The organism is Streptomyces guryensis (genome assembly GCF_021261325.1).
GTDB classification, from domain to species: domain Bacteria; phylum Actinomycetota; class Actinomycetes; order Streptomycetales; family Streptomycetaceae; genus Streptomyces; species Streptomyces guryensis.
Genome location: NZ_JAJSBI010000003.1, coordinates 528480 through 547400, shown reverse-complemented (window position 1 = coordinate 547400; position 18921 = coordinate 528480). Strand labels below are relative to the sequence as shown.

The window sequence follows — 18921 nt, the reverse complement described above, 5'->3', positions numbered from 1 at the left end:
GACGCCTCCAGGATGAGCCACCCGCGCTCCGCCAGACGCCGGGCCTTCGAACGCACCCCCTCGACCTTCGCCGACGTTGTCTCCAAGCCCAGCCGAGCCGTGATCTCCCTGGCCTTCAGCGGCTCTTGGCCCGCAGGCTGCCGTTCGTCGAGCACTCCCAGAATCCGCTGGTAGTCCGGCGCCAGCACCGTCACCGGCAGTCCTTCGCGCCACGGCGGCACGATCGAGCCCGGCACCGGCGCGGGCGACGACACGGTTTCCGCCTCCGCCCCGGTCACGGCGGTGGTCTTGGCAGCCGAGGCCGCCAGGGCCTCGACCAGTTCCTCCCGTGCGATCACCCGCCGGTCCAGCTCGATCTCCGCGGCCTCCAACGCCCCAGCCAGCCGCGCGACTTCCTCCCGCAGTCCTTCCACCCGCACCCGGGCCGCTGTCTCCCGCTCCTCCAGCATTCCCAGCACCGACGCCATCGCGCACCCCTCGATCACGGAGCCGAAACAAGACGCCGCATGCCTCCCTCACTCCGAGCCAGACCATGCCTGACCAGCGGAAATCAAGCGATCACGTTCGGTTGAGATACGGCTTCTCAGCCAGGTGCTCGGCCAACAACCCGATGTGGGGATCAGGCTGGACCAAGAAAGTCGCCATGCCCCGCGCCGTGCGCTCTGCTGCCCAGGCATGGTCGAGGGCGGTGAAGTCATCGTCGACCCAAGCAACAGGCTTATCGCCCAGCCAGGCATCGACATGGTCTCGTTTCCAGAGGTAGCCGTTGGGGTGGCTGGTGGTGATCTGCGGACGCGGGAGGTCGACGTATGGCAGGGACGGGAGGCCGAGGAGCGGCCCGATCAGTGTGGTGGCGTCCTGGCGCCAGCTGGTGCACCAGACCGGGGTGACCAGGCCGGTCCGTATCACGTCCATGAGCAAGGGGCCATGGCTCGGGCTGAGCCAGACGGTGACCGGATCGTCGGCGCTAAGGCCGGTGGGAACGACGTCGTGGCGGTCGTGGGTGGCCGGACTGGTCCCATCGGCGTCCGGGAAGGGTATGAGGACGCCGTCGACGTCGAGGAGCAGATAAGGCGGGCGCATCGGTTTCTCCCAAGAGGCGGCGGAGTGGGGGTCAGAGCTTGCGCGCGGTGATCAGCAACGTGGTGGGCCAGAGGCCGCGGCGGGCGTCGTGGAACTCCTGGGCCGAGGTGAGCCAGAGGCCGGCGCGGTCGAGGTGTTTCTCCCAGCGGTCGGCATCGAAGTCCCAGCGGGCGATGGGTAGGCGGGTGCGGTCGGGGAGAGTGACGTAGTCCCGGCGGGGTCGGTCGTCGGCGGTGGGTCGCAAGCCACCGCGCTTGGGGTGGGGGACGGAGAAGGCGAGGGTGCGCCCGGGTTTGAGGTGCTGGGCGATGGCCGGGAGCAGAAGCTCGGGGGCTACCAAGCCGATGGCCCCGAAGACGGAGTAGATGGCGTCGAACTGCTCGTCGGAGGCTTGCAGGTAGTGCAGGGCATGGCCGGCGACGAAGGTCAGATTGTTCAGCCGCCCGTAGTGCGACCGGGCCCGGCGAACCTGCAGGCCGACCAGATCGACACCGGTGACCTGGGCGCCGTAGCGGGTGGCAAGGTGGGCGGCATTGTGGCCGGGGCCGCAGCCGAGTTCCAGCAGCCGCTTGCAGCGCAGGTCGGGTCCGAGAATCTCGGCTCCGGGCCCGCTGCCCGGCCGCGTCGTCCATTCCATCCGTGCAGGTACCGACAGCGGCTCGGCGGGGCCGGCCGTGCTGCGCTGGAGGGCGTGGACGTACCAGGGGGATGCCTGGGCGAGCACGTCAGACCTCCAGGAGGTGGAGGACGTCGGTGAGGTGGCGGCGTACCGCCTTGATGTAGCCGGGGTCGGTGGCCGGGTCGTTGATCCAGCGGATGGACTGTTCCATGAACCACTCGACGGCCCACATGCGGTGCCAGCCCAGCGCCCAGTTCTCGGCGGTGAGTCCGCCGCGCCGAGTGAGGGCGTCCGGGGTGCCGCCGGCGGTGACGTACTGCTCCAGGAAGACCCGCAGACGTACGGGATCGGGAGTGTCCAGGGTGCCGTGCCAGCTGGCCAGGTCGAGCAGGCCGGGGCCGGTGAAGGCGCGGGCGAAGTCCAGCAGCCGCCAGCTTTGTTGGCCAATGTGGAGGCTGGTGGGGTGGAACTCGGAGTGCACCCAGCCGAACGGCGCCACAGTCGTACCGGCCGACCGGGCCTTGGCTGCCTGAGCAATCTGGTCGAGCGCGTCCTCGATGTCGTCCGTGTCTTGCCAGCGCTCGGCCTTGCGGAGCTGGGCGAGGTGTTCCAGGGCCCGGTTCGGCAGTGAGCGAAGGCGGACCTGGTCGAGGACGGGAAGGCCAGCAGCCGTACGGGTGCTGTGCAGGACCACAGCCGCGGCGGTGCCGTCGAGGTCGTCGGCGTCGCGGACGGCGGGGCCGAGGTCCTCCATGAGCATGCCGAGCCAACCGTCCAGGACGGCGGAGGCGTGGACCTGCGGGACGGGGACGCCGAGCGTGTGCGCCAGGCGAAGGGCCTGGTCCTCGCTGTCGAAGGGCCGCTTCGCGTACTTGAAGATCGCGGTGCTGGCATCGGGGAAGGTCAGGCGCTCGACACCGGACATGGACCACACGCGCACCTCCTCGCGCAGGGCGGTGGTCCGTCCGGCCAGGGTGAGCAGGTTGTCGAGGAGTTCGGCGCTGGGGTTCGCGGTCACGTGGGGGCTCCAGGGAGGTTGGGGGCATCCGGGGCGGGCGAGAGATGCCGGCCCGCCCCGGAGCCTGGTGTGCGGTGTGGTGCTATGCGGCAGGGCTCACGCGATGGGCGTAGACCTGCTCGATCCAGCCGGCCTTGAAGGCCGCGAGGTCGTCGCGGAAGGCGGTCATCGACGCACCGTAGGGCGCGACGACTCCGCCGGACTGGTCCGGCACGGACTGGCAGCCGTGCACGAGCCGGCCGCCGAGAGCGGCGTGGGCCTTGATGGACTCGATACGGCGGTGCTCGTTGAACCAGCCGCCGTGGTAGACCTCGTCGAGCGTCCCGCCCATCTCGTCGTCCAGGTCGAAGACGACGGAGGTGGCGGCGGGGAAGAACCAGCACGGGCCGACGTTGGAGATGTGCCCGTCCAGCTCGACCTTGTTCAGTGCCATCAGCGTGGCCGCCTCGCGCAGCATCCGCAGGTGCTCGGCGGTGATCTGCGGCAGGCCGAGGTTGGCGAGGTGCTCGTCGCGGAACAGGTAGGCGTACACCTCGTACGCGGTGGACAGGACTCGGGCGGCGTCCGAGGTTGAGGCGGCGTGGGCCTTGATGAAGTCCAACGCGAGCTGCTCGACCGCACTCTCGGTCGTCTCCTGCGCCTCCAAGAGCTGGGACTTGACCAGCTCCCAGTCCGCGACGAGCCAGGTGTTGGACTCGAAGCGGAAGAAGTACTCGGCCGGGTCGATGGTGATGCGCTGGCCGTCGACCTGGATGCCGGGCAACCGGCTCCAACGCTCGTCGAACGCCTCAGGCAGTACGACCGTGATGGCGGCCTTGGTGTCGATGATGGTCACCGTGTCTCCGTCTCTGATCGGCCGAGTTCGGGCACAGGAATGCCCGAACCCGGTGTAGGCGTACGGAACTTCGGGGACCGCCCGGCCGGAAGGGGGAGCCTGGTCACGGTGTCGGACCGGGGCCGGGCGGCTGATGATTAGTGAACCCTCCGTCACGCACGGTGGGTACGGTGAGAGGCAGTTGAAGCGGTATACGCGGTTTACAGCTCCGGAGCGGAGGCGATCGTGGCAGCGCCGAGAGGGCCCAACTCCCGCCTGCGTGATGTCATCGAGGCAATCGGCTGCACGTACGAGACTCTGGCGAAGGACATCCGGCGTATCGCGGCCGAGAACGGAGAAATCCTCCAGACCAACAAGTCGGCCGTCTCCCACTGGGTGAACGGCACACGCCAGCCGACCGGACGGACCGGCCAGTACCTCGCTGAGGCGCTGTCCCGCCGGGCAGGCCGCCCCATCACTCTGGTGGAGATTGGCCTTCGGGCACCCGAAACTACGGTGGCGCAGGAGCCCGATCCTGTTCTGGCCGCCACCGATCTGGGCCGTGCCGACGTCGAACGCCGCCGCTTCCTTGCCGTGGCTGCCTTCACCACGGCCGGCGTGGCCATGCCCCTCTTCTACGACCACGAGGCCACCGCCCGGATGTTGCGGGCCCGCACCGGCATCTCACTGGTCGGGATGGAGGACGTGGACGTCGTACGCCAAATCACAGCTGCCTTCAGCGCGGCCGACGAACGCCTCGGCGGCGGCCATGGCCTGACCACGGTCACGGCCTACCTCGCCGACACGGCGGCTCCCATGCTCCGCGGCCGATTCCCGAATGAAGCGCTACGGCAAGCCGCCTTCGGTGCCGTTGCCGAGCTCGCGTACCTCGCCGGGTGGAAGCACCACGACCTCGGCCAGGAAGGCGCCGCTCAGCGCTACTACCAGGTCGGCTACCAGCTCGCCTGCGAAGCCGACCCACGCGGCCACGCCGCCTGGATGATGCGCGCCCTCGCCCATCAGGCACTGAGCCTCAAGCAGCCCCACCACTGCGTCGACCTCGTCGAAGGCGCCCTCACTCGCGGCCTGGGCCACGTCGACGGCCAGACCGAGGCGCTACTGCACATCACCCACGCCCGCGCTTACGCCGCGGTCGGCGCGAAGCCAGCAGCAGCCCGCGCCCTGCTCGCCGCCGAAGACGCCCTCCTGCGCGACGACGGTCCCCAGCCCAGCTACTCCCGCGTCAGCGGCCCGGCCGCTGGCACCGTCGCCAGCCACACCGCCCGTACCCTGACCGACCTCGCCGACCACGTCGGCACCGAGCAACAACACCGCGACGCCCTGGTGCGCTGGGACCCCGAGAAGTACAAGCGCGTCCACGCCCTCACGCACGCCGACCTCGGCGACAGCCTCGCCGCCCAGGCCCGAGCCGACGAAGCCGTCGCCGCCTGGTCACAGGCCCTGACCCTGATGGAGGGAATGACGTCCGACCGCACCCGCAAAGCGATCACCTCGCTCCGCTCCACCCTCTCCATCTACCAGCGCCGCAAAGTGCCCGGAGCCGCCGAACTCGCCCGCCGCGCACGCGAAGCACTGGCCTAAGCTGCCACCATCCGGCCGATGAAGGGACACAAGCCGTGGCTCAGCGGACAACCGACGACCAGCCCAAAGCCTTGCCGCCCGCCCTCGAATCCATGACCCTGCTGGTCGCCGCCGTCATCGTCCACGACAAGGCCACCAACCGCGTCGTCCTCCTCCAGCGCAGCCAGAACGCCAAGTTCGCCCAGGGCATGTGGGACCTGCCCGTCGGCAAGAGCGAACCCGGCGAACCCATCACCGAAACCGCCGTGCGCGAGCTGTACGAGGAGACTGGCCTGACGGTGAAGCCAGAGTCCCTGAAGGTCGCCCACATCATCCATGGCGCCTGGGGCGTGGAGGCACCCAACGGCTTCCTCACCGTCGTCTTCGCTGCCCACGAATGGACCGGCGAACCCGAAAACCGCGAGCCACGCAAGCACGCCCAGGTCCGGTGGGTCGACGCCGGCTCAGTCCCGGAGAACTTCGTGGACACCACCTCAAGCGCCCTCCACCGGTACCTTTCGGCAGGCCCGGAGGTCTCCCTCGACGGCTGGCAATAGAGGCGCCAATTGCAGAGTTGTTGTAGGAACACACTCCGGCGGACGTAGACAGGGAACACTCCTCGTTTCGGCGGTCACACGCCTTTACCGTCAAAACGGTGCATCGCCTCACGATACCGTGCGTCTCCGACGCTTTGACGGGAAACCTTCTGCACCATCCGGAATCGACCGCACTCAGGACACTTCTGATAGCGCTTCCGTCCAAGCCTTACAGCTTTGAACGAGACAAAACTGACCCACTCAGTCGAGAACAAGTGACCCACCGCGCACTGCACCACTACTCGCGCCATTAGCCCCATCCTTCCTTGTTGCACCTTTTCGCACCATACGGCGGAAGTCGAGATTTACGTTCGGATCCTGCAGCGCCAGGACCAGCGCACCGAACATGATGACCGCGAAACTGAAGAGCCCCATGAAGATCGCTATGCCAGCATGAAGCATGATGCCCAGCCAGAACACACGTCTCCGCGTCGCGAGCTTCCAGAACAACGCAAATGATAAAGTGAGCTCGACGATAATGGTACCCCAAGTGAAAGCGGAGACTGTGTATCTGTTTTCCAGGATGGGCTGCGCAACCGGCTTCCAGAACCCAAGAAGCCCGAAGGTCGGATCATTCAGCCAGTAATAGAGGGCCGTACCGTTGGCCCACTCTTTCACGCCAAATTTTGCCACGGCCGACTGAAAATAGATTCCCGCTACTTGAATGCGTATCACCCAATGGGTGACATAGCAGAACGCGGCTGCCGAGTTCGCCAAGGGTTTCGTCGTGTCTTTAACAGTCCAATGCCATACTCGATCGTCCGCCAGCCCGAAGGGGATCATGGCCAGAGTCAGAATAAGAGCAACGTTGTCGCCGCCGTCCGGCAGGCTGAGCGAGTTGGCGATACTGAACGCAACCCACCACTGCGGAATGACAAAGATCCTAGGCCGCCAGCCGATGATGGACGGCACCAAGAGCAGGGCCAGAAGGTATCTGCGCACGTCGGGACTTAATCCGTGCCCACCGACGCAGAACCCTGAAACGGCCGACACCCCGTCGCAGTACGGCGCTCTGCCCATGCCGATAACCGGGTGAAAGAGAGCCCCAGCCGGCGTGAACACGAGGGTGGCGAACATACCAATCGCCAACAACGTGCGCGCGAGGCCGTAGACATTGGTACGAGGGTCGAATCGTTGTGCATCGGCGGGTGGCTGCCATCTAGTCAGTTTCAGCACTGGACGTTCACCGCCGCCGCCTTCGTGATCCGGTACTGATGCTTTGCGATGCTGCGCCACGCCCAGGGGACGGGCTCCTCTGAAGTCAGGATGATCTGTCCGCACAGCGTCGGAATCGGAGACCCATTCGCCACCTGGGGAGCAGCCTTAAATTCGCTAACCCGGCAGTCGGCAACGACGTACGCGCCGCATTCTTTCCACGCGCTTTCTGGTATCGAGTGGAGCAGGCTGGCTATCTCGGGCCCTTGAGCCCTTGCTCTCCTGCTGGCTCCAAAAAGATTCGACGGAGTGGCGTTGGGGCCGATGAGAGCATTCTTCGGCATTCCATCTCCGGCAATCTTGTAGGCCACATTAGCCGGTGTCCTGGGACTCTTGGTGAAGAACCCCCACCCCTGCGGCCAAACCCTACTGATCGTCTGACGCGACGTTGCCATTCCGGGTGGAGATGCCGCAGCATCAGGAAGTGCCGCCATAACAGAGATTACGCCGAGCACGCCCCAAAGGGCGGCGCCGCCAAAGAAGCCTATGCGAGACATTATTTTCCATACTCCCCGTAGGCGTCCGCTTCAGGCGGAGCCGCCCCCTTCAAACAATGGTCAGCCAGCCAACCCCGTCGACAGCGCCGCTACGGCCTTGTCGGTGGTCAGGTTCTGATGCTCCGGCGAGACGGTCAGCACGACGACCACGACACCTACGGCTTCAGCTGCGACGGCACCGGTAGTCGCGAAGCTCCAGTGCTGCACAGCCACCGCGTCGACCGCGACCGTGTCATTGGTGAAGAACCAACCAGCGGAGGACGCCGGGTTCACCGAGGTGCGCTTCTCGGCCACATCCCTGGCAACGTCCCGGGACATGCTCTCCAGTCGCTTGAGCCCGTTCTGGACCTGATAGGGATCGCCCGACGTCACTTCGCTGCGGAACTTCTCCGCGAACCCCGAGTCCTTTGCTGCCGCCAGCTGCAGGAAAGCGGCCACAGATTTGCTGTCGGCACCCTTGGCCTGACCGGCCGGCACGAGGGCGACTTCCGGGTGGTCGTGGGCGACAGGTCCCTTACCCATAACCCCCAGAATGATCTCCGCCGTCGAGTACTCCGCCTTCTCTTTTCCGGTCGATGAGGAGGCCCATGAAACACCAGCCGATGCTCCTAGGGTGACCACGGCGGCGAGAGCGCCTGCCGCCACCCCTCTACCTAATGATCTCCGCTTTTTCATTTCCCCTCGTTTCAGGTCGTCGTGCAGATACGTGCGATATCGAACACTAGTCACAGCGGAGAATTACCGCCTCGCGCGTTTCAGCCGTCCAGTATCGGCCTGCATCAGACCCGGCCGAAGTGGAATATTCCGCTCAACAGAAAGCCATGATCAGGTATTTTTGGACTCCCTTTACTATCGACCGGCGGAAAATTACGTCCGACGTGGACAAACACCGGTCGCCACAAACGGGACACGTCGTGATCAGCTGCCGATTCGACCTGGCTGGATTGAAACGTTGCAGTCTCTGCGATCTGCGACTCCACGGCCCCTCAGAAGGGGCCAGCCGCTCCTGTGCCCGTGCTTCAGTTACGGCCGGGCAAGCGATCACAACCTGACAGCTCAGGACCGCGACAGCCTTCGCGCCGTGCCATCCCCTCGCACACGTGGACCAGCAGTCCGCATACAGTCCGCAGGACACCCGCTCAAGACCGTCGCCCCCCATCGCCACCAATCGCCAAAAGACCAGGTCAGCGCCCCACAGGAAACATCCCCGCAGGTCACCGACCCGGCCCATTACTAGGAGACCAAGAAGGCCTGACGAACGCCCCGTTCGCGTTGACCCGCGATCGGTGCACCATCGCAGGTCCACGGGCGTCTGAAGGGGTCCGGCCGGGAGACGGCCGGGCCCCTTCGGCTTTCCGACGAGGCGGTCCCACCGGCACGAGACGGTCCCACCGACGGCAGAGCACGGTGCCGCCCCTGCAGTTGATCTCCAACGCCCCCTCCCGGGCGATGTCGTCAGTGAGGAGGGCGCGAGGACGGTCGACGTCCGATCGTGTCCACGGGAGTCGTGTCCACGGGAGGCCGGACGCTGAGGGAGATGCGGGGCGGGCCACGGCCGGTGCCGAGGACCTCGCCGGCGAACCGCTGCCACAGGTCGTCGAGTTCGGGTTTGTCGCGAGTGCTGTTGGTGGAGACGGCCAGCAGCCCGTCACGGGCCACGACCCGGGAGAGTTCCCCGACCACTCGGGCGATGTCAGGGACGTGGTGGAGCATGTGCATGGCCAGGGGTCGCGCTCATGCTCGCCGTCACCGGCGGGAGGGCGGGCGACGTCCGCCACGGCGACCGCGCCAGGCACCCCGGTGAGGATGCCGGGAGCGACGTCGAAGCCCAGCACCTCCAGGTCGGGCCTGGCACGGCGCAGTCGTCGGACGTACCGGCCTTGCCGCAGCCGACATCGACCCCCCGTCCGCGCACCTCGCTCAGCTACTCGGCGACGGTGCCCGGCAGGTCGTAACAGGGCGTATTCCACTCGTAGAGCGCCCGGCGTGCGGCGAGGTCACGGTCGCTGGTGTAGGCGCGCCGGCGAGGCGGGCCCGGTCGGTGACAGCGGCAGCGTGTGCCGCGGACGGTTCGGTCCTGTCGGGATCGGTGACATGCCTACTGACCGCCGGCCAGCCCCCCGTGATCGTCCTCCCCCGCCTCCAGCAGCCCCGCCGCCGCGCCCACGATCCGCGGATCGGGACTGCCGACGACCTCTTCGTCCTTGTCGGTGTAGTCGAAGCGGGCGAGGACGCTGCGCATGGCCTCGACGCGGGCCCGTTTCTTGTCGTTGCTCTTGACCACCGTCCAGGGCGAGTGCTCCGTGTCCGTCTCGCGGAACATGGCGACCTTCGCGGCGGTGTAGTCGTCCCAGCGGTCCAGTGAGGCCAGGTCCATGGGGCTGAGCTTCCACTGCCGTACGGGGTCGACCTGGCGGATGGTGAAGCGGGTGCGCTGTTCGCCCTGGGAGACCGAGAACCAGAACTTGATCAGGTCGACGCCGTCGTCCACGAGCATCCGCTCGAACGCGGGCGTCTGGCGCATGAAGCGCCGGTACTCGTCGTCCGAGCAGAAGCCCATGACCCGCTCCACGCCCGCCCGGTTGTACCAGGAGCGGTCGAACAGAACTATCTCGCCCGCGGTCGGCAGGTGTTCGACGTAGCGCTGGAAGTACCACTGCCCGCGCTCGCGCTCGGTCGGCTTCTCCAGCGCCACCACCCGGGCGCCGCGCGGGTTGAGGTGCTCGGTGAAGCGTTTGATGGTGCCGCCCTTGCCGGCCGCGTCCCGTCCCTCGAAGACGATGACGAGCCGGCGCCCGGTCTCCTTGATCCAGCTCTGCAGCTTCAGCAGTTCGATCTGCTGGAGCCGCTTGTGCCAGTCGTACTCCTTGCGCTCCATGCGCTGCCCGTACGGGTAGTTCTCCCGCCAGGTGTCGATCGTGCTGCCGTCCGGGCGGATGAGCACCGGGTCGTCGGGGTCGGTGTAGTCGACCTTCAGGTCGGCCAGCAGGGGTGGCGTCGTCATCCCGATTTCCTTCCGAGTCCTTCCGATGTCCTTCTGATGCGCTTCCGGCTCATCAGTGGAACTGCGGCACGATCAGATAGATCCCGTACGCCACCACGGCCGCGCAGGCGAGGAAGCACAGGCCGGCCTGGGCGAGGCCGAGGGACGAGGTCCCGCCGCCATCCTCGCGCGCCCCTTCGAAGCGGGCGAGGCCGAGTACGCCGAGGGCGAAGACGACGACCACGGCGACGGTGACGCCGATGCTCACCGCGGTGACCTGGCCGAGTGCACTCCAGTCGAGTGTCATGCTGCGAACTCCCCGTGTTTCAGGCGGCCGCGCCGACGTGGGCCGGCGGCTCGGTGCGGATGGTGACGTCGTGGCCGTCGTTGACGTTGTCGGCGTGCACCGGGTTGCGGCGCGAGACGACGACGATGCCGGCGGCCACAGCGGCGCCGACCAGCGCGACGACGACCGTGCCGAAGTTGCCGCCGTGCTTGACCGCGGCCGCGGAGATGCCGCCGACCAGCGCGGCCGAGGGCAGCGTGATCAGCCAGGCGGCGACCATGCGGCCCGCGACGCCCCAGCGGACCTCCGCCAGGCGCCGGCCCAGGCCCGCACCGAGGATGGAGCCCGAGGCGACCTGCGTGGTGGACAGGGCGAAACCGAGGTGGGCGGAGGTGAGGATCACGGCCGTGGAGGCCGTCTCGGCGGCGAAGCCCTGCGGGGACTGGATCTCCGTCAGGCCCTTGCCCATGGTGCGGATGATCCGCCAGCCGCCCAGGTAGGTGCCGAGGCCGATGGCGAGACCGGCGGAGGCGATCACCCAGACCGGCGGTCCTGCGTCGTGGCCGAGGGCGCCCGCCGAGATCAGGGTCAGCGTGATGATGCCCATGGTCTTCTGCGCGTCGTTGGTGCCGTGGGCGAGCGAGACCAGCGAGGCCGAGGCGATCTGGCCGAGCCGGAAGCCCTTGGTGACGGAGTCCTTGCGGCCGCGGGCGGTGAGCTTGTAGGCGAGGTAGGTGGCGATCAGGGCCGCGACTCCGGCCACGACCGGTGAGGCCACCGCCGGGATCAGCACCTTCTCGAGCACCTTGTCGAAGTGCACACCGTGGGATCCCGCGCCGACCCAGACGGCGCCGATCAGCCCCCCGAACAGGGCGTGCGAGGAACTGGACGGCAGCCCGACCAGCCAGGTCAGCAGATTCCACAGGATTGCCCCGATCAGCCCCGCGAAGATCATTCCCGGGCTGACGAGGGTGTCGTCGACGATTCCCCCGGAGATCGTCTTGGCGACCTCCGTCGACAGGAAGGCTCCGACGATGTTGAGGACTCCGCTCACGAGCACCGCTGTTCTCGGCTTGAGGGCGCCGGTGGCGATGGAGGTGGCCATCGCATTGGCGGTGTCGTGGAATCCGTTGGTGAAGTCGAACGCCAGGGCCGTGACGATGACAACCGCCACGAGGAACGTGATGTGGTCCATTCCCTTAGGGGAACAAGCGCTTTCATACGGCAGGCGAACTCAAGGCAAAGCGCACGCCAGGACCCGGCACCCGGCCGGTGAGGGTCGTGCGATGCTGACGTGGTGAACCGTGAGGATCTGGTACGACTGCGCAAGGCACGCGACCGCATGGACCGCGAGTACGCCGAGCCCCTCGACGTGGCCGCCCTCGCGAGCACCGCCCTGATGTCAACGGGCCACTTCCAGCGCAGCTTCCGCGAGGCGTACGGCGAGACCCCGTACGGCTACCTCATGACGCGCCGCGTCGAACGCGCCAAGACGCTGCTGCGCCGGGGCGACCTCACCGTGACCGAGGTCTGCATGGCGGTGGGCTGCACCTCCCTGGGCTCCTTCAGCGCCCGTTTCACCGAGCTGGTGGGCGAGACGCCGAGCTCGTACCGGGCCCGCTCGCACGAGGAGAGCGCGGAGATCCCGCCGTGCGTGGTGCGCGCGTACACGCGTCCCAGACGGACGTGACACGTCATCGACCTTAGGTTGGACCCATGGACCTGAAACTGCACAACTGTTTCATCGCCGTCGACGACCACGACAAGGCGATCGCCTTCTACTGCGACGTCCTGGGCCTGGAGATCCGCAACGACGTCAAGTACGAGGGGATGCGGTGGACGACCGTCGGGTCGCCGCTGCAGCCGGACGTGTCGATCGTCCTGGAGCCGCCCGCGGCCAACCCCGACCTCTCCCCCGCCGACCGCGACGCGATGGAGCAGCTGCTGGCCAAGGGCATGCTGCGCGGGGTCAACTTCACCACCGAGGACTGCGACGCCCTCTTCGCCCGCGTCCAGGAGTCCGGCGCCGAGGTGCTCCAGGAACCGACGGACATGCCGTACGGGGTGCGGGACTGCGCGTTCCGGGATCCGGCGGGGAACATGCTGCGGTTCATGGAGCGGAAGGGATGAGCCGACAGGTCCGGTGGACCTACGCCTTCATGGACCGGCCGGCCGAACTCTTCGGCGTCGCCTGCGACTTCTGGACGGCCGTCACGGACACGCGCCCGTCCGAACCGCGCGGCGAGAACGAGGAGTTCACGACCCTCCTGCACGACGGGGCCGACGCCTGCGTCAAGGTGCAGGGGGTCGCCTCGGGTCCGGGGGGTGCGCATCTGGACTTCCCGGTGGCCGACGTACGGGAGTTCACGCGGTCGGCGGTGGCTCTCGGGGCCGAGGTCGTCGCCGATCACGGGACGTGGGCCGTGCTGCGGTCGCCCGCCGGACAGCAGCTGTGCACCATGCCGTGGCGCGCGGAGGCGACGCGCCCGCCCGTCGTGCGGGGCAGCCGTCTCGACCAGGTCTGCGTCGACGTCGGACCTTCCGCGTACGACGCCGAAGTCGCTTTCTGGAGCGCCCTGTTGCCGGAGTGGCAGTCACGACCGGGCTCGCTCCCCGAGTTCCATGTGCTCAGGCCGCCGACGGGTCTCCCGGTCCGCATCCTCCTCCAGCGCCTCGGCGCGGAACGCCCGGCCTCCGCCCATCTGGACCTGGCCTGCACGGACATCGACGCGACCCGCGCCGCCCACGAACGCCTCGGCGCGCAGCCGGTCGCCCGCGGCACGCACTGGACGGTGATGCGGGACCCGGCGGGCGGCACGTACTGCCTTACGGGGCGGGATCCGGAGACGGGCGGGCTGCCCGCGCGGGAGGCTGAGGCCTCCTAGGTGTATTGACCCGCAGGGTTGTTCACACGGCTGATGGGTGGCTGGCCGCCGAGTGCGGTGTGGCAGCGGTGGTGGTTGTAGGTGTGCAGGAAGTCTGCCAGGGCTGCGGTGCGTTCGGTGTTGCTGGTGTAGGGCCGCAGGTAGGCCCATTCGTCGAGCAGGGTGCGGTTGAAGCGTTCGACCTTGCCGTTGGTCTGGGGCCGGTAGGCGCGGGTGAGTTTGCCGGCCGCGCCGAGGTCGGCCAGGGCGTGGCGCCAGGCGAAGCTCTTGCGGTAGGGCCAGGCGTTGTCGGTCAGGACCCGTTCGATGCGGTCGATGCCCGATGCGGCGAAGAACGCTGCGGCCCGGCGCAGGAAGGCGGCGCAGGTGTCAGCCTTCTCGTCGCCGTGGACTTCGCTGTAGGCGAGGCGACTGTGGTCGTCGACGGCGGAGTGGACGTAGTCGAAGCCCATGTTGCTGCGGGTGGCCCGGCCGGCCTGGCGGCCCAGGACTTTGTGGCCGCCGCCGTCGGGGATCCGGCCGAGTTTCTTGACGTCGACGTGGACCAGGTCGCCGGGCCGGTCGCGTTCGTAGCGGCGGATGACCTGCCCGGTGGGCCGGTCCAGGTGGGCCAGCCGGTTCAGGCCGTGCCGGACCAGGATGCGGTGCACGGTGGAGGCGGGCAGGCCCAGGATCGGTCCGATACGTGCAGGGCCCAGCTTGCGGTCCTGCCGCAGCCGGCAGACATGCGCCTCGGTGGCGGCCGCGGTCCGGTGCGGTGTCCTGCGTGGACGGCTGGAACGGTCGATGAGTCCGCTCTCGCCCTCGGACCGCCAGCGCCGGATCCATTTATGGGCTGTGGGACGGGAGATGCCCATCTCGGCGGCGACATGGGCGACGGGACGACCGGAGCGGACACGTTCGACGAGCAGTCGCCGGCCGTGAACGGTCAGCCGGGCATTACGGTGGGACACGAAGGCCTCCGTGCGGTGAAGATTCGACACCTCCACCACACACGGGGGCCTTCGCCACGATCAAGTCCGACCCGCGTTAACAACGTTCGTGATCAATACACCTAGGGCCAGGCATGGACGCACGCAACGGCCGTGGCCCCGTCGTCGTGCGGGCACTCGGTGGCCTTCAGCATCGGGGCGGCCGTCTCCTCGGAGGGGTTCGCGTTTTCCCAGCCGGCCGGCGGCGGCGGTTCCGCGGAGTGCTGCAGCCACAGGGTGAGCCCTCCTCCGACGGCCACCGCGACCGCCCACACCACCACGGCCCACCGCCATGCACGGCTGCGCGATTCCCCCGACTCGCTTGTCATGAGGCCACGTTACGGCCCCAGCCGTGCCGCCCGCTCCTGCAGATAGCGCTGTTCGGGCAGGCTCAGGGTCCCCGCGGCGGCCGACTCGTAGGCGCGACGGGCCGCCTCGTACGCCCCCGCCCGCTCCAGGAGGTGGCCGCGGACCGCGTCGAGGCGGTGGCCCAACCCGGGTTCCAGCAGGTCGAGTTCGGCGAGCCCGGCCTCCGGGCCGTTCACCATGGCGACGGCGACGGCGCGGTTGAGGCGTTCGACGGGGCCCGGGACCAGGCGGACCAGCACCTCGTACAGACCGAGGATCTCCTGCCAGTCGGTCGCCTGGGCGGACGGCGCCTCGTCGTGTACGGCGGCGATGGCCGCACGCACCTGGTAGGGGCCCGCGCGGCCCCTCGACAGCGCCCGGGTCACCAGTGCGACGCCCTCCTCGATCGCGGCCTTGTCCCAGCGGGCGCGGTCCTGTTCGTCGAGGGAGACCAGCTCGCCGTGCGGGCCGGTCCGGGCGTCGCGGCGGGCGTCGGTGAGCAGCATCAGGGCCAGCAGACCGGCCACCTCACCGTCGTCGGGCAGCAGGCGGTGGACGGTACGGGTCAGCCGGATCGCCTCTCCGGCCAGTTCACGTCGCTGCAGGACCGCTCCGGACGTCGCCGTATAGCCCTCGTTGAAGATCAGGTAGAGCGTGTGCAGGACGGCGGGCAGACGCTCCTCCCAGCGATCCGGCCGCCCGAAGCGCACGCCCCGCACCTTCTGCTTGGCCCGGCTGATGCGCTGCGCCATCGTCGCCTCGGGCACCAGGTACGCACGGGCGATCTCCGCCGTCGTCAGCCCGCCGACCGCGCGCAGGGTGAGCGCGATCTGGGCGGGCGGGGTGAGGTCCGGGTGGCAGCACAGGAAGAGCAGCGTGAGGGTGTCGTCCTCTCGCGGCGCCCGGTCCGGCCCGGTCGCGAGACGCGAGGCCAGCGCCGCCGCTTTCTCCTCCCGCGCCCGCCGCGCCTCCTCCGATCGCAGCGTATCCGTCAGCCGCCGCGCGGCCACCTTGATCAGCCAGCCGCGGGGGTTGTCCGGCACACCCGCCGAGGGCCACTGCCCGGTCGCCGCGAGCAGCGCCTCCTGTACGGCGTCCTCGGCGGCGTCGAAGTGTCCGTACCGCCTGACCAGCGCGCCGAGGACCTGCGGCGCGTGCAGGCGCAGCAGGTCCTCGACCTCGGTGGTCGTGCCCATGGGTGCTCAGACGTCCGCGGAGCCGCTGTCGATGGGCCGGATGACCACGGGGTAGTTGGTGGCCCCGGCGGGCAGGGGGCACCGGGCGACTCGCTCGGCGATCTCCGTGACGCGCTCCAGGCTCGCGCAGTCCAGGACCCAGTAGCCGGCCAGCAGCTCCTTGGTCTCGCTGTAGGGGCCGTCGGTGATCACGCTTTTACCGTCGTCGCCGAGACCCACCAGCCGGGTGCGCGCCGGCTCGACCAGGCCCTGTGCGTCGACCAGTTCGCCGGTCTCGGCGAGGTCGTCGTTGACGGCGCCCATGAAGGCGTACATGGCCTGGATCTCCTCCTGGCTCCAGGCCGGGGAGACCTCGTTGGCCTTGCCGCGCATGCCCTCGTAGTCCGCCTGCGTGCACTGCACCATGACCAGGTACTTCATGACTCTGCTCCTTCGGCTCGCACCGCCCGTGGTGGGCGGCTCTCACGGGGGACGTCGGAGCCGGGCCGGGATTCTCGACAGGGGGCTCAGGAATTTTTCGCGGCGGGTTTTCCGGGTTCATGGTCAGGTACGGCGCCTGCGGCGACGTAGGCCTCGCACTCGGGGTTGCGGCAGGGGCCCGGCAGCCAGACCGGGACCCACGCGCCCAGTGTCTTGTGGCGCTTGACGACCGTTTCCACAGGCTGTCCGCAGACCGGACAGACGCGTTCTGAGCTGTCCATGTCCTCAGCGTAGGCGGGTCAGCGCCCGCGCGCGCAGGTACGGACGAGGACGCCGTTGCCGAAGGTGCGTACCGGCTCCGGCGTGAAGTCGGTGCGGTCGCCCCGGAGAGGCAGGTCAGCCCTGGGGCTCCCGCCACATGGGCCACATCTGCGGGCCGTCCGGGAGGTCGAGGGGGCGGCCGGTGAGCTCGAAGCCGAGCCGCTCGTACAGCGCGCGGCTGCGGGCGCTGCTCGCCTCCAGACAGGCGGGCAGCCCCTCGCGGTCGCAGCGGTCGAGGGCGTGCTGGACGAGCGCGCTGCCGATGCCCTCGCCCTGGTGCTCCGGTGTCACGCCGATCATCCACAGGTACTCGTGGGCGCGTCCGGCGGGGTGGATCTCCGCGGTCAGGCGGCCGATCAGCTCGATGCGCTCGTTCCCGGGGTCGACGGCGGCGCGGAGCTGAGCGGGCCCGTCGTCGGCCGTGTCCTCTTCGGCGCCGTGCTCTGCGCCGGGCACGGACAGCCACAACGCGCACGCGCTGCCGTCCTCCGTGACGTCGATCCGGCCCTCGGCGAGCACGATCCCGGTGAAGGCGGCCATCAGCCTGTGGTGGGTCCTACGGCGGTATTCATCGCCGGGAAAGACCCAGCTGCTGACCGGATCGTCCTGGAATGCCTCGTCCAGGAGCCGCACGACCAATTCCCGGTCACCCTCGTCCGCCGTCCGGATCGCCACGCCCATGGGCCGCCCTTTCACCTCAACCACCACTGGTCACAAGGCTGTTGAGCCTATACGCGACCGTCCGGCGAGTGAGCCGAAGGGGCGCGCGAACCGACCCCGGAGGAACAGGAGCAGGCCCCGCACACCGTGGGGATGTGCGGGACCCGCCGGGCCGGAGCCTCGGCGACCGTGCGGGGTCAGGAGCCGCGCGGCCGCCCCGGTGGGCTCCGGGGTCTGTGGGGGCCGAGGTCAGCTGGTGCGCCGCGTCACGAACTCCGCCAGCGCGAGCAGACCGCCCGCCGCCTCCGGGTCGGGGACCGCACGGGCCAGCTTCTGCATCGCGCGGGCCATCCGGTCGGCGGCCTGGACCTGAGCCCAGTCACGCCCACCGGCCCGCTCGACGGCGAGAGCGGTACGCACGAGTTGCTCCTCGTCCCCCTTCCCGTACGGCACTTCGTACAGCTCGGCCAGTTCCGCGGCCGCCGGGGTGCCCGAGGTCAGCGCGGCGACCACCGGCAGTGACTTCTTGCGGGCCACCAGGTCCGCACCGACCGGCTTTCCGGTGCGGCTCGGGTCGCCCCATATCCCGATGACGTCGTCGATGAGCTGGAAGGCGAGCCCGGCCTCGCGGCCGAACGCGTCCAGCGCCTCGACGTCCTCGTCGGACGCCCCCGCGTACAGCGCGCCCAGCGCGCAGGCGCAGCCGAGCAGCGCGCCCGTCTTGGCCTCGGCCATCGTCAGCGCCTCGTCGAGGGTGATCTCGCCGGGGCCGCGCCGCTCCATCTCCGTGTCCGCGTGCTGGCCGGCGCACAGCTCGACGACACAGGCCGCGAGGCGAGCCGCGGCCGGCCCGGACGCCGGGTGCAGGTCCTCGGCGAGCAGCCCGAGGGCCAGTGCCTGCAGGGCGTCCCCGGCGAGGATCGCGTCGGCGTCGCCGAACACGGTCCAGGCGGTGGGCCGGTGCCGGCGGGTGGTGTCCCGGTCCATCACGTCGTCGTGCAGCAGTGTGAAGTTGTGCACCAGCTCCACCGCCGCGGCCGCCCGTCCGGCCGCCTCGCGCGCGCCCGGGCCGCCGAGCGCGGCGGCCGCGGTGAGGACGAGCGCCGGGCGGATCGCCTTGCCCGCGTTGCCCGCCGCCGGGGTGCCGTCCGCGTGCTCCCAGCCGAAGTGGTAGAGCGCTATCCGGCGCATGGAGCCGGGCAACGAGTCGATGGCGGCGCGCAGTTCGGGATCGACCGATGCCCGGGCACGCTCCAGGATCACGGCCGCCTCGTGCCCGTCGAGCGGCTGCGCCCCGGGGGTGCGCTGCTTCTCCTCCGTCATGAACTCGGCCATGGGATCTCCCTCGGTCAGTCCGCGGACGGTGGCGCTTCCGCTGCGGCTGGGCGCATACGACCGGGGTGTACCCGCCCCGGAGGGCGGGGACAC

The 18921-nt window shown here is 69.0% G+C and carries 24 protein-coding genes; 6 read left to right on the top strand and 18 right to left on the bottom strand.

The genetic code is table 11. The features are described 5' to 3' along the window. The 5 genes from LJ657_RS09495 to LJ657_RS09475 form a co-directional block, all read right to left on the bottom strand. Positions 1–467, bottom strand: a 467-nt coding sequence (locus LJ657_RS09495; RefSeq protein ID WP_232647953.1) for a hypothetical protein, incomplete at its 3' end; no start/stop codon positions are given. A gap of 91 nt (positions 468–558) precedes the next feature. After that, positions 559–1083: an HAD domain-containing protein gene (locus LJ657_RS09490; RefSeq protein ID WP_232647952.1), complete on the bottom strand. Its 525-nt coding sequence runs from the start codon at positions 1081–1083 to the stop codon at positions 559–561. A 31-nt stretch (positions 1084–1114) separates the two neighbouring features. Further along, complete coding sequence (locus tag LJ657_RS09485; RefSeq protein WP_232647951.1) at positions 1115–1807, bottom strand: class I SAM-dependent methyltransferase; 693 nt, start codon at positions 1805–1807, stop codon at positions 1115–1117. A 1-nt stretch (position 1808) separates the two neighbouring features. Further along, on the bottom strand, positions 1809–2720 hold the full coding sequence (locus LJ657_RS09480) for a phosphotransferase family protein (RefSeq protein WP_232647950.1): 912 nt from the start codon (positions 2718–2720) through the stop codon (positions 1809–1811). Positions 2721–2802: 82 nt separating this feature from the next. Beyond that, complete coding sequence (locus tag LJ657_RS09475; protein ID WP_232647949.1) at positions 2803–3555, bottom strand: hypothetical protein; 753 nt, start codon at positions 3553–3555, stop codon at positions 2803–2805. A 225-nt stretch (positions 3556–3780) separates the two neighbouring features. Between LJ657_RS09475 and LJ657_RS09470 the strand changes: the two genes are divergently transcribed. Beyond that, positions 3781–5136: an NsdA family TPR-like regulatory protein gene (locus LJ657_RS09470; protein WP_232647948.1), complete on the top strand. Its 1356-nt coding sequence runs from the start codon at positions 3781–3783 to the stop codon at positions 5134–5136. 35 nt (positions 5137–5171) lie between these two features. Continuing rightward, positions 5172–5672 carry an NUDIX domain-containing protein gene (locus tag LJ657_RS09465; protein ID WP_232647947.1) on the top strand — a complete coding sequence of 167 codons (501 nt, stop codon included), beginning with the start codon at positions 5172–5174 and terminating at the stop codon, positions 5670–5672. Positions 5673–5912: 240 nt separating this feature from the next. Here LJ657_RS09465 and LJ657_RS09460 read toward each other — a convergent pair whose 3' ends face one another. The 4 genes from LJ657_RS09460 to LJ657_RS09450 form a co-directional block, all read right to left on the bottom strand. Further along, on the bottom strand, positions 5913–6947 hold the full coding sequence (locus LJ657_RS09460; RefSeq protein WP_232647946.1) for a sporulation-delaying protein SdpB family protein: 1035 nt from the start codon (positions 6945–6947) through the stop codon (positions 5913–5915). Continuing rightward, complete coding sequence (locus LJ657_RS48910; RefSeq protein ID WP_372487869.1) at positions 6881–7321, bottom strand: SdpA family antimicrobial peptide system protein; 441 nt, start codon at positions 7319–7321, stop codon at positions 6881–6883. Before LJ657_RS48910 ends, LJ657_RS09460 begins: the two co-directional genes overlap by 67 nt. Positions 7322–7483: 162 nt before the next feature. Beyond that, on the bottom strand, positions 7484–8068 hold the full coding sequence (locus tag LJ657_RS09455; RefSeq protein ID WP_232647945.1) for a sporulation delaying protein family toxin: 585 nt from the start codon (positions 8066–8068) through the stop codon (positions 7484–7486). Between the two features lie 810 nt (positions 8069–8878). Further along, on the bottom strand, positions 8879–9142 hold the full coding sequence (locus LJ657_RS09450) for a class I SAM-dependent methyltransferase (protein ID WP_232647944.1): 264 nt from the start codon (positions 9140–9142) through the stop codon (positions 8879–8881). Positions 9143–9159: 17 nt separating this feature from the next. Here LJ657_RS09450 and LJ657_RS09445 point away from each other — a divergent pair, with 17 nt between their 5' ends. Next, positions 9160–9378: a hypothetical protein gene (locus LJ657_RS09445; RefSeq protein ID WP_232647943.1), complete on the top strand. Its 219-nt coding sequence runs from the start codon at positions 9160–9162 to the stop codon at positions 9376–9378. Between the two features lie 143 nt (positions 9379–9521). Here LJ657_RS09445 and ppk2 read toward each other — a convergent pair whose 3' ends face one another. The 3 genes from ppk2 to LJ657_RS09430 are packed head-to-tail and all read right to left on the bottom strand — an operon-like array spanning position 9522 to position 11887. Further along, entirely contained in the window at positions 9522–10427 is a 906-nt protein-coding gene (ppk2, locus tag LJ657_RS09440) for a polyphosphate kinase 2 (RefSeq protein WP_232647942.1), read from the bottom strand. A 52-nt stretch (positions 10428–10479) separates the two neighbouring features. Further along, positions 10480–10713: a hypothetical protein gene (locus tag LJ657_RS09435; RefSeq protein ID WP_232647941.1), complete on the bottom strand. Its 234-nt coding sequence runs from the start codon at positions 10711–10713 to the stop codon at positions 10480–10482. 19 nt (positions 10714–10732) lie between these two features. Next, positions 10733–11887, bottom strand: a complete 1155-nt coding sequence (locus tag LJ657_RS09430) for an inorganic phosphate transporter (RefSeq protein ID WP_232647940.1) — start codon at positions 11885–11887, stop codon at positions 10733–10735. Positions 11888–11989: 102 nt separating this feature from the next. Here LJ657_RS09430 and LJ657_RS09425 point away from each other — a divergent pair, with 102 nt between their 5' ends. The 3 genes from LJ657_RS09425 to LJ657_RS09415 are packed head-to-tail and all read left to right on the top strand — an operon-like array spanning position 11990 to position 13577. Next, a complete protein-coding gene (locus LJ657_RS09425; protein WP_232647939.1) occupies positions 11990–12382 on the top strand; it encodes a helix-turn-helix transcriptional regulator in 393 nt (130 codons plus the stop codon). A 26-nt stretch (positions 12383–12408) separates the two neighbouring features. Further along, positions 12409–12822, top strand: coding sequence for a VOC family protein (locus LJ657_RS09420; RefSeq protein ID WP_232647938.1), 414 nt, complete (start codon positions 12409–12411; stop codon positions 12820–12822). Then, complete coding sequence (locus LJ657_RS09415; protein WP_232647937.1) at positions 12819–13577, top strand: VOC family protein; 759 nt, start codon at positions 12819–12821, stop codon at positions 13575–13577. Before LJ657_RS09420 ends, LJ657_RS09415 begins: the two co-directional genes overlap by 4 nt. Here LJ657_RS09415 and LJ657_RS09410 read toward each other — a convergent pair. The 6 genes from LJ657_RS09410 to LJ657_RS09380 form a co-directional block, all read right to left on the bottom strand. Then, positions 13574–14530 (bottom strand): IS481 family transposase, encoded by a 957-nt coding sequence (locus LJ657_RS09410; protein ID WP_232647936.1) that lies wholly within the window; start codon positions 14528–14530, stop codon positions 13574–13576. The genes LJ657_RS09415 and LJ657_RS09410 overlap by 4 nt on opposite strands. A 101-nt stretch (positions 14531–14631) precedes the next feature. Next, on the bottom strand, positions 14632–14877 hold the full coding sequence (locus tag LJ657_RS09405) for a hypothetical protein (protein ID WP_232647935.1): 246 nt from the start codon (positions 14875–14877) through the stop codon (positions 14632–14634). A 9-nt stretch (positions 14878–14886) separates the two neighbouring features. Continuing rightward, complete coding sequence (locus tag LJ657_RS09400; RefSeq protein WP_232647934.1) at positions 14887–16092, bottom strand: RNA polymerase sigma factor; 1206 nt, start codon at positions 16090–16092, stop codon at positions 14887–14889. Between the two features lie 6 nt (positions 16093–16098). After that, positions 16099–16512, bottom strand: a complete 414-nt coding sequence (locus LJ657_RS09395; protein WP_232647933.1) for a YciI family protein — start codon at positions 16510–16512, stop codon at positions 16099–16101. A 396-nt stretch (positions 16513–16908) separates the two neighbouring features. Beyond that, on the bottom strand, positions 16909–17514 hold the full coding sequence (locus LJ657_RS09385; protein ID WP_232647931.1) for a GNAT family N-acetyltransferase: 606 nt from the start codon (positions 17512–17514) through the stop codon (positions 16909–16911). A gap of 228 nt (positions 17515–17742) precedes the next feature. Next, positions 17743–18828 carry a family 2 encapsulin nanocompartment cargo protein polyprenyl transferase gene (locus tag LJ657_RS09380; protein ID WP_232647930.1) on the bottom strand — a complete coding sequence of 362 codons (1086 nt, stop codon included), beginning with the start codon at positions 18826–18828 and terminating at the stop codon, positions 17743–17745. Positions 18829–18921: the final 93 nt, after the last annotated feature.

Excerpts from the sequence above, each read along its gene's own strand:
- LJ657_RS09450 (WP_232647944.1), bottom strand. The coding sequence starts at position 9,142 with ATGCACATGCTCCACCACGTCCCTGACATCGCCCGAGTGGTCGGGGAA.
- LJ657_RS09445 (WP_232647943.1), top strand. The coding sequence starts at position 9,160 with ATGCTCGCCGTCACCGGCGGGAGGGCGGGCGACGTCCGCCACGGCGAC.
- LJ657_RS09430 (WP_232647940.1), bottom strand. The coding sequence starts at position 11,887 with ATGGACCACATCACGTTCCTCGTGGCGGTTGTCATCGTCACGGCCCTG.
- LJ657_RS09380 (WP_232647930.1), bottom strand. The coding sequence starts at position 18,828 with ATGGCCGAGTTCATGACGGAGGAGAAGCAGCGCACCCCCGGGGCGCAG.
- LJ657_RS09395 (WP_232647933.1), bottom strand. The coding sequence starts at position 16,512 with ATGAAGTACCTGGTCATGGTGCAGTGCACGCAGGCGGACTACGAGGGC.
- ppk2 (WP_232647942.1), bottom strand. The coding sequence starts at position 10,427 with ATGACGACGCCACCCCTGCTGGCCGACCTGAAGGTCGACTACACCGAC.
- LJ657_RS09400 (WP_232647934.1), bottom strand. The coding sequence starts at position 16,092 with ATGGGCACGACCACCGAGGTCGAGGACCTGCTGCGCCTGCACGCGCCG.
- LJ657_RS48910 (WP_372487869.1), bottom strand. The coding sequence starts at position 7,321 with ATGGCAACGTCGCGTCAGACGATCAGTAGGGTTTGGCCGCAGGGGTGG.
- LJ657_RS09490 (WP_232647952.1), bottom strand. The coding sequence starts at position 1,083 with ATGCGCCCGCCTTATCTGCTCCTCGACGTCGACGGCGTCCTCATACCC.
- LJ657_RS09435 (WP_232647941.1), bottom strand. The coding sequence starts at position 10,713 with ATGACACTCGACTGGAGTGCACTCGGCCAGGTCACCGCGGTGAGCATC.
- LJ657_RS09405 (WP_232647935.1), bottom strand. The coding sequence starts at position 14,877 with ATGACAAGCGAGTCGGGGGAATCGCGCAGCCGTGCATGGCGGTGGGCC.
- LJ657_RS09415 (WP_232647937.1), top strand. The coding sequence starts at position 12,819 with ATGAGCCGACAGGTCCGGTGGACCTACGCCTTCATGGACCGGCCGGCC.
- LJ657_RS09420 (WP_232647938.1), top strand. The coding sequence starts at position 12,409 with ATGGACCTGAAACTGCACAACTGTTTCATCGCCGTCGACGACCACGAC.
- LJ657_RS09385 (WP_232647931.1), bottom strand. The coding sequence starts at position 17,514 with ATGGGCGTGGCGATCCGGACGGCGGACGAGGGTGACCGGGAATTGGTC.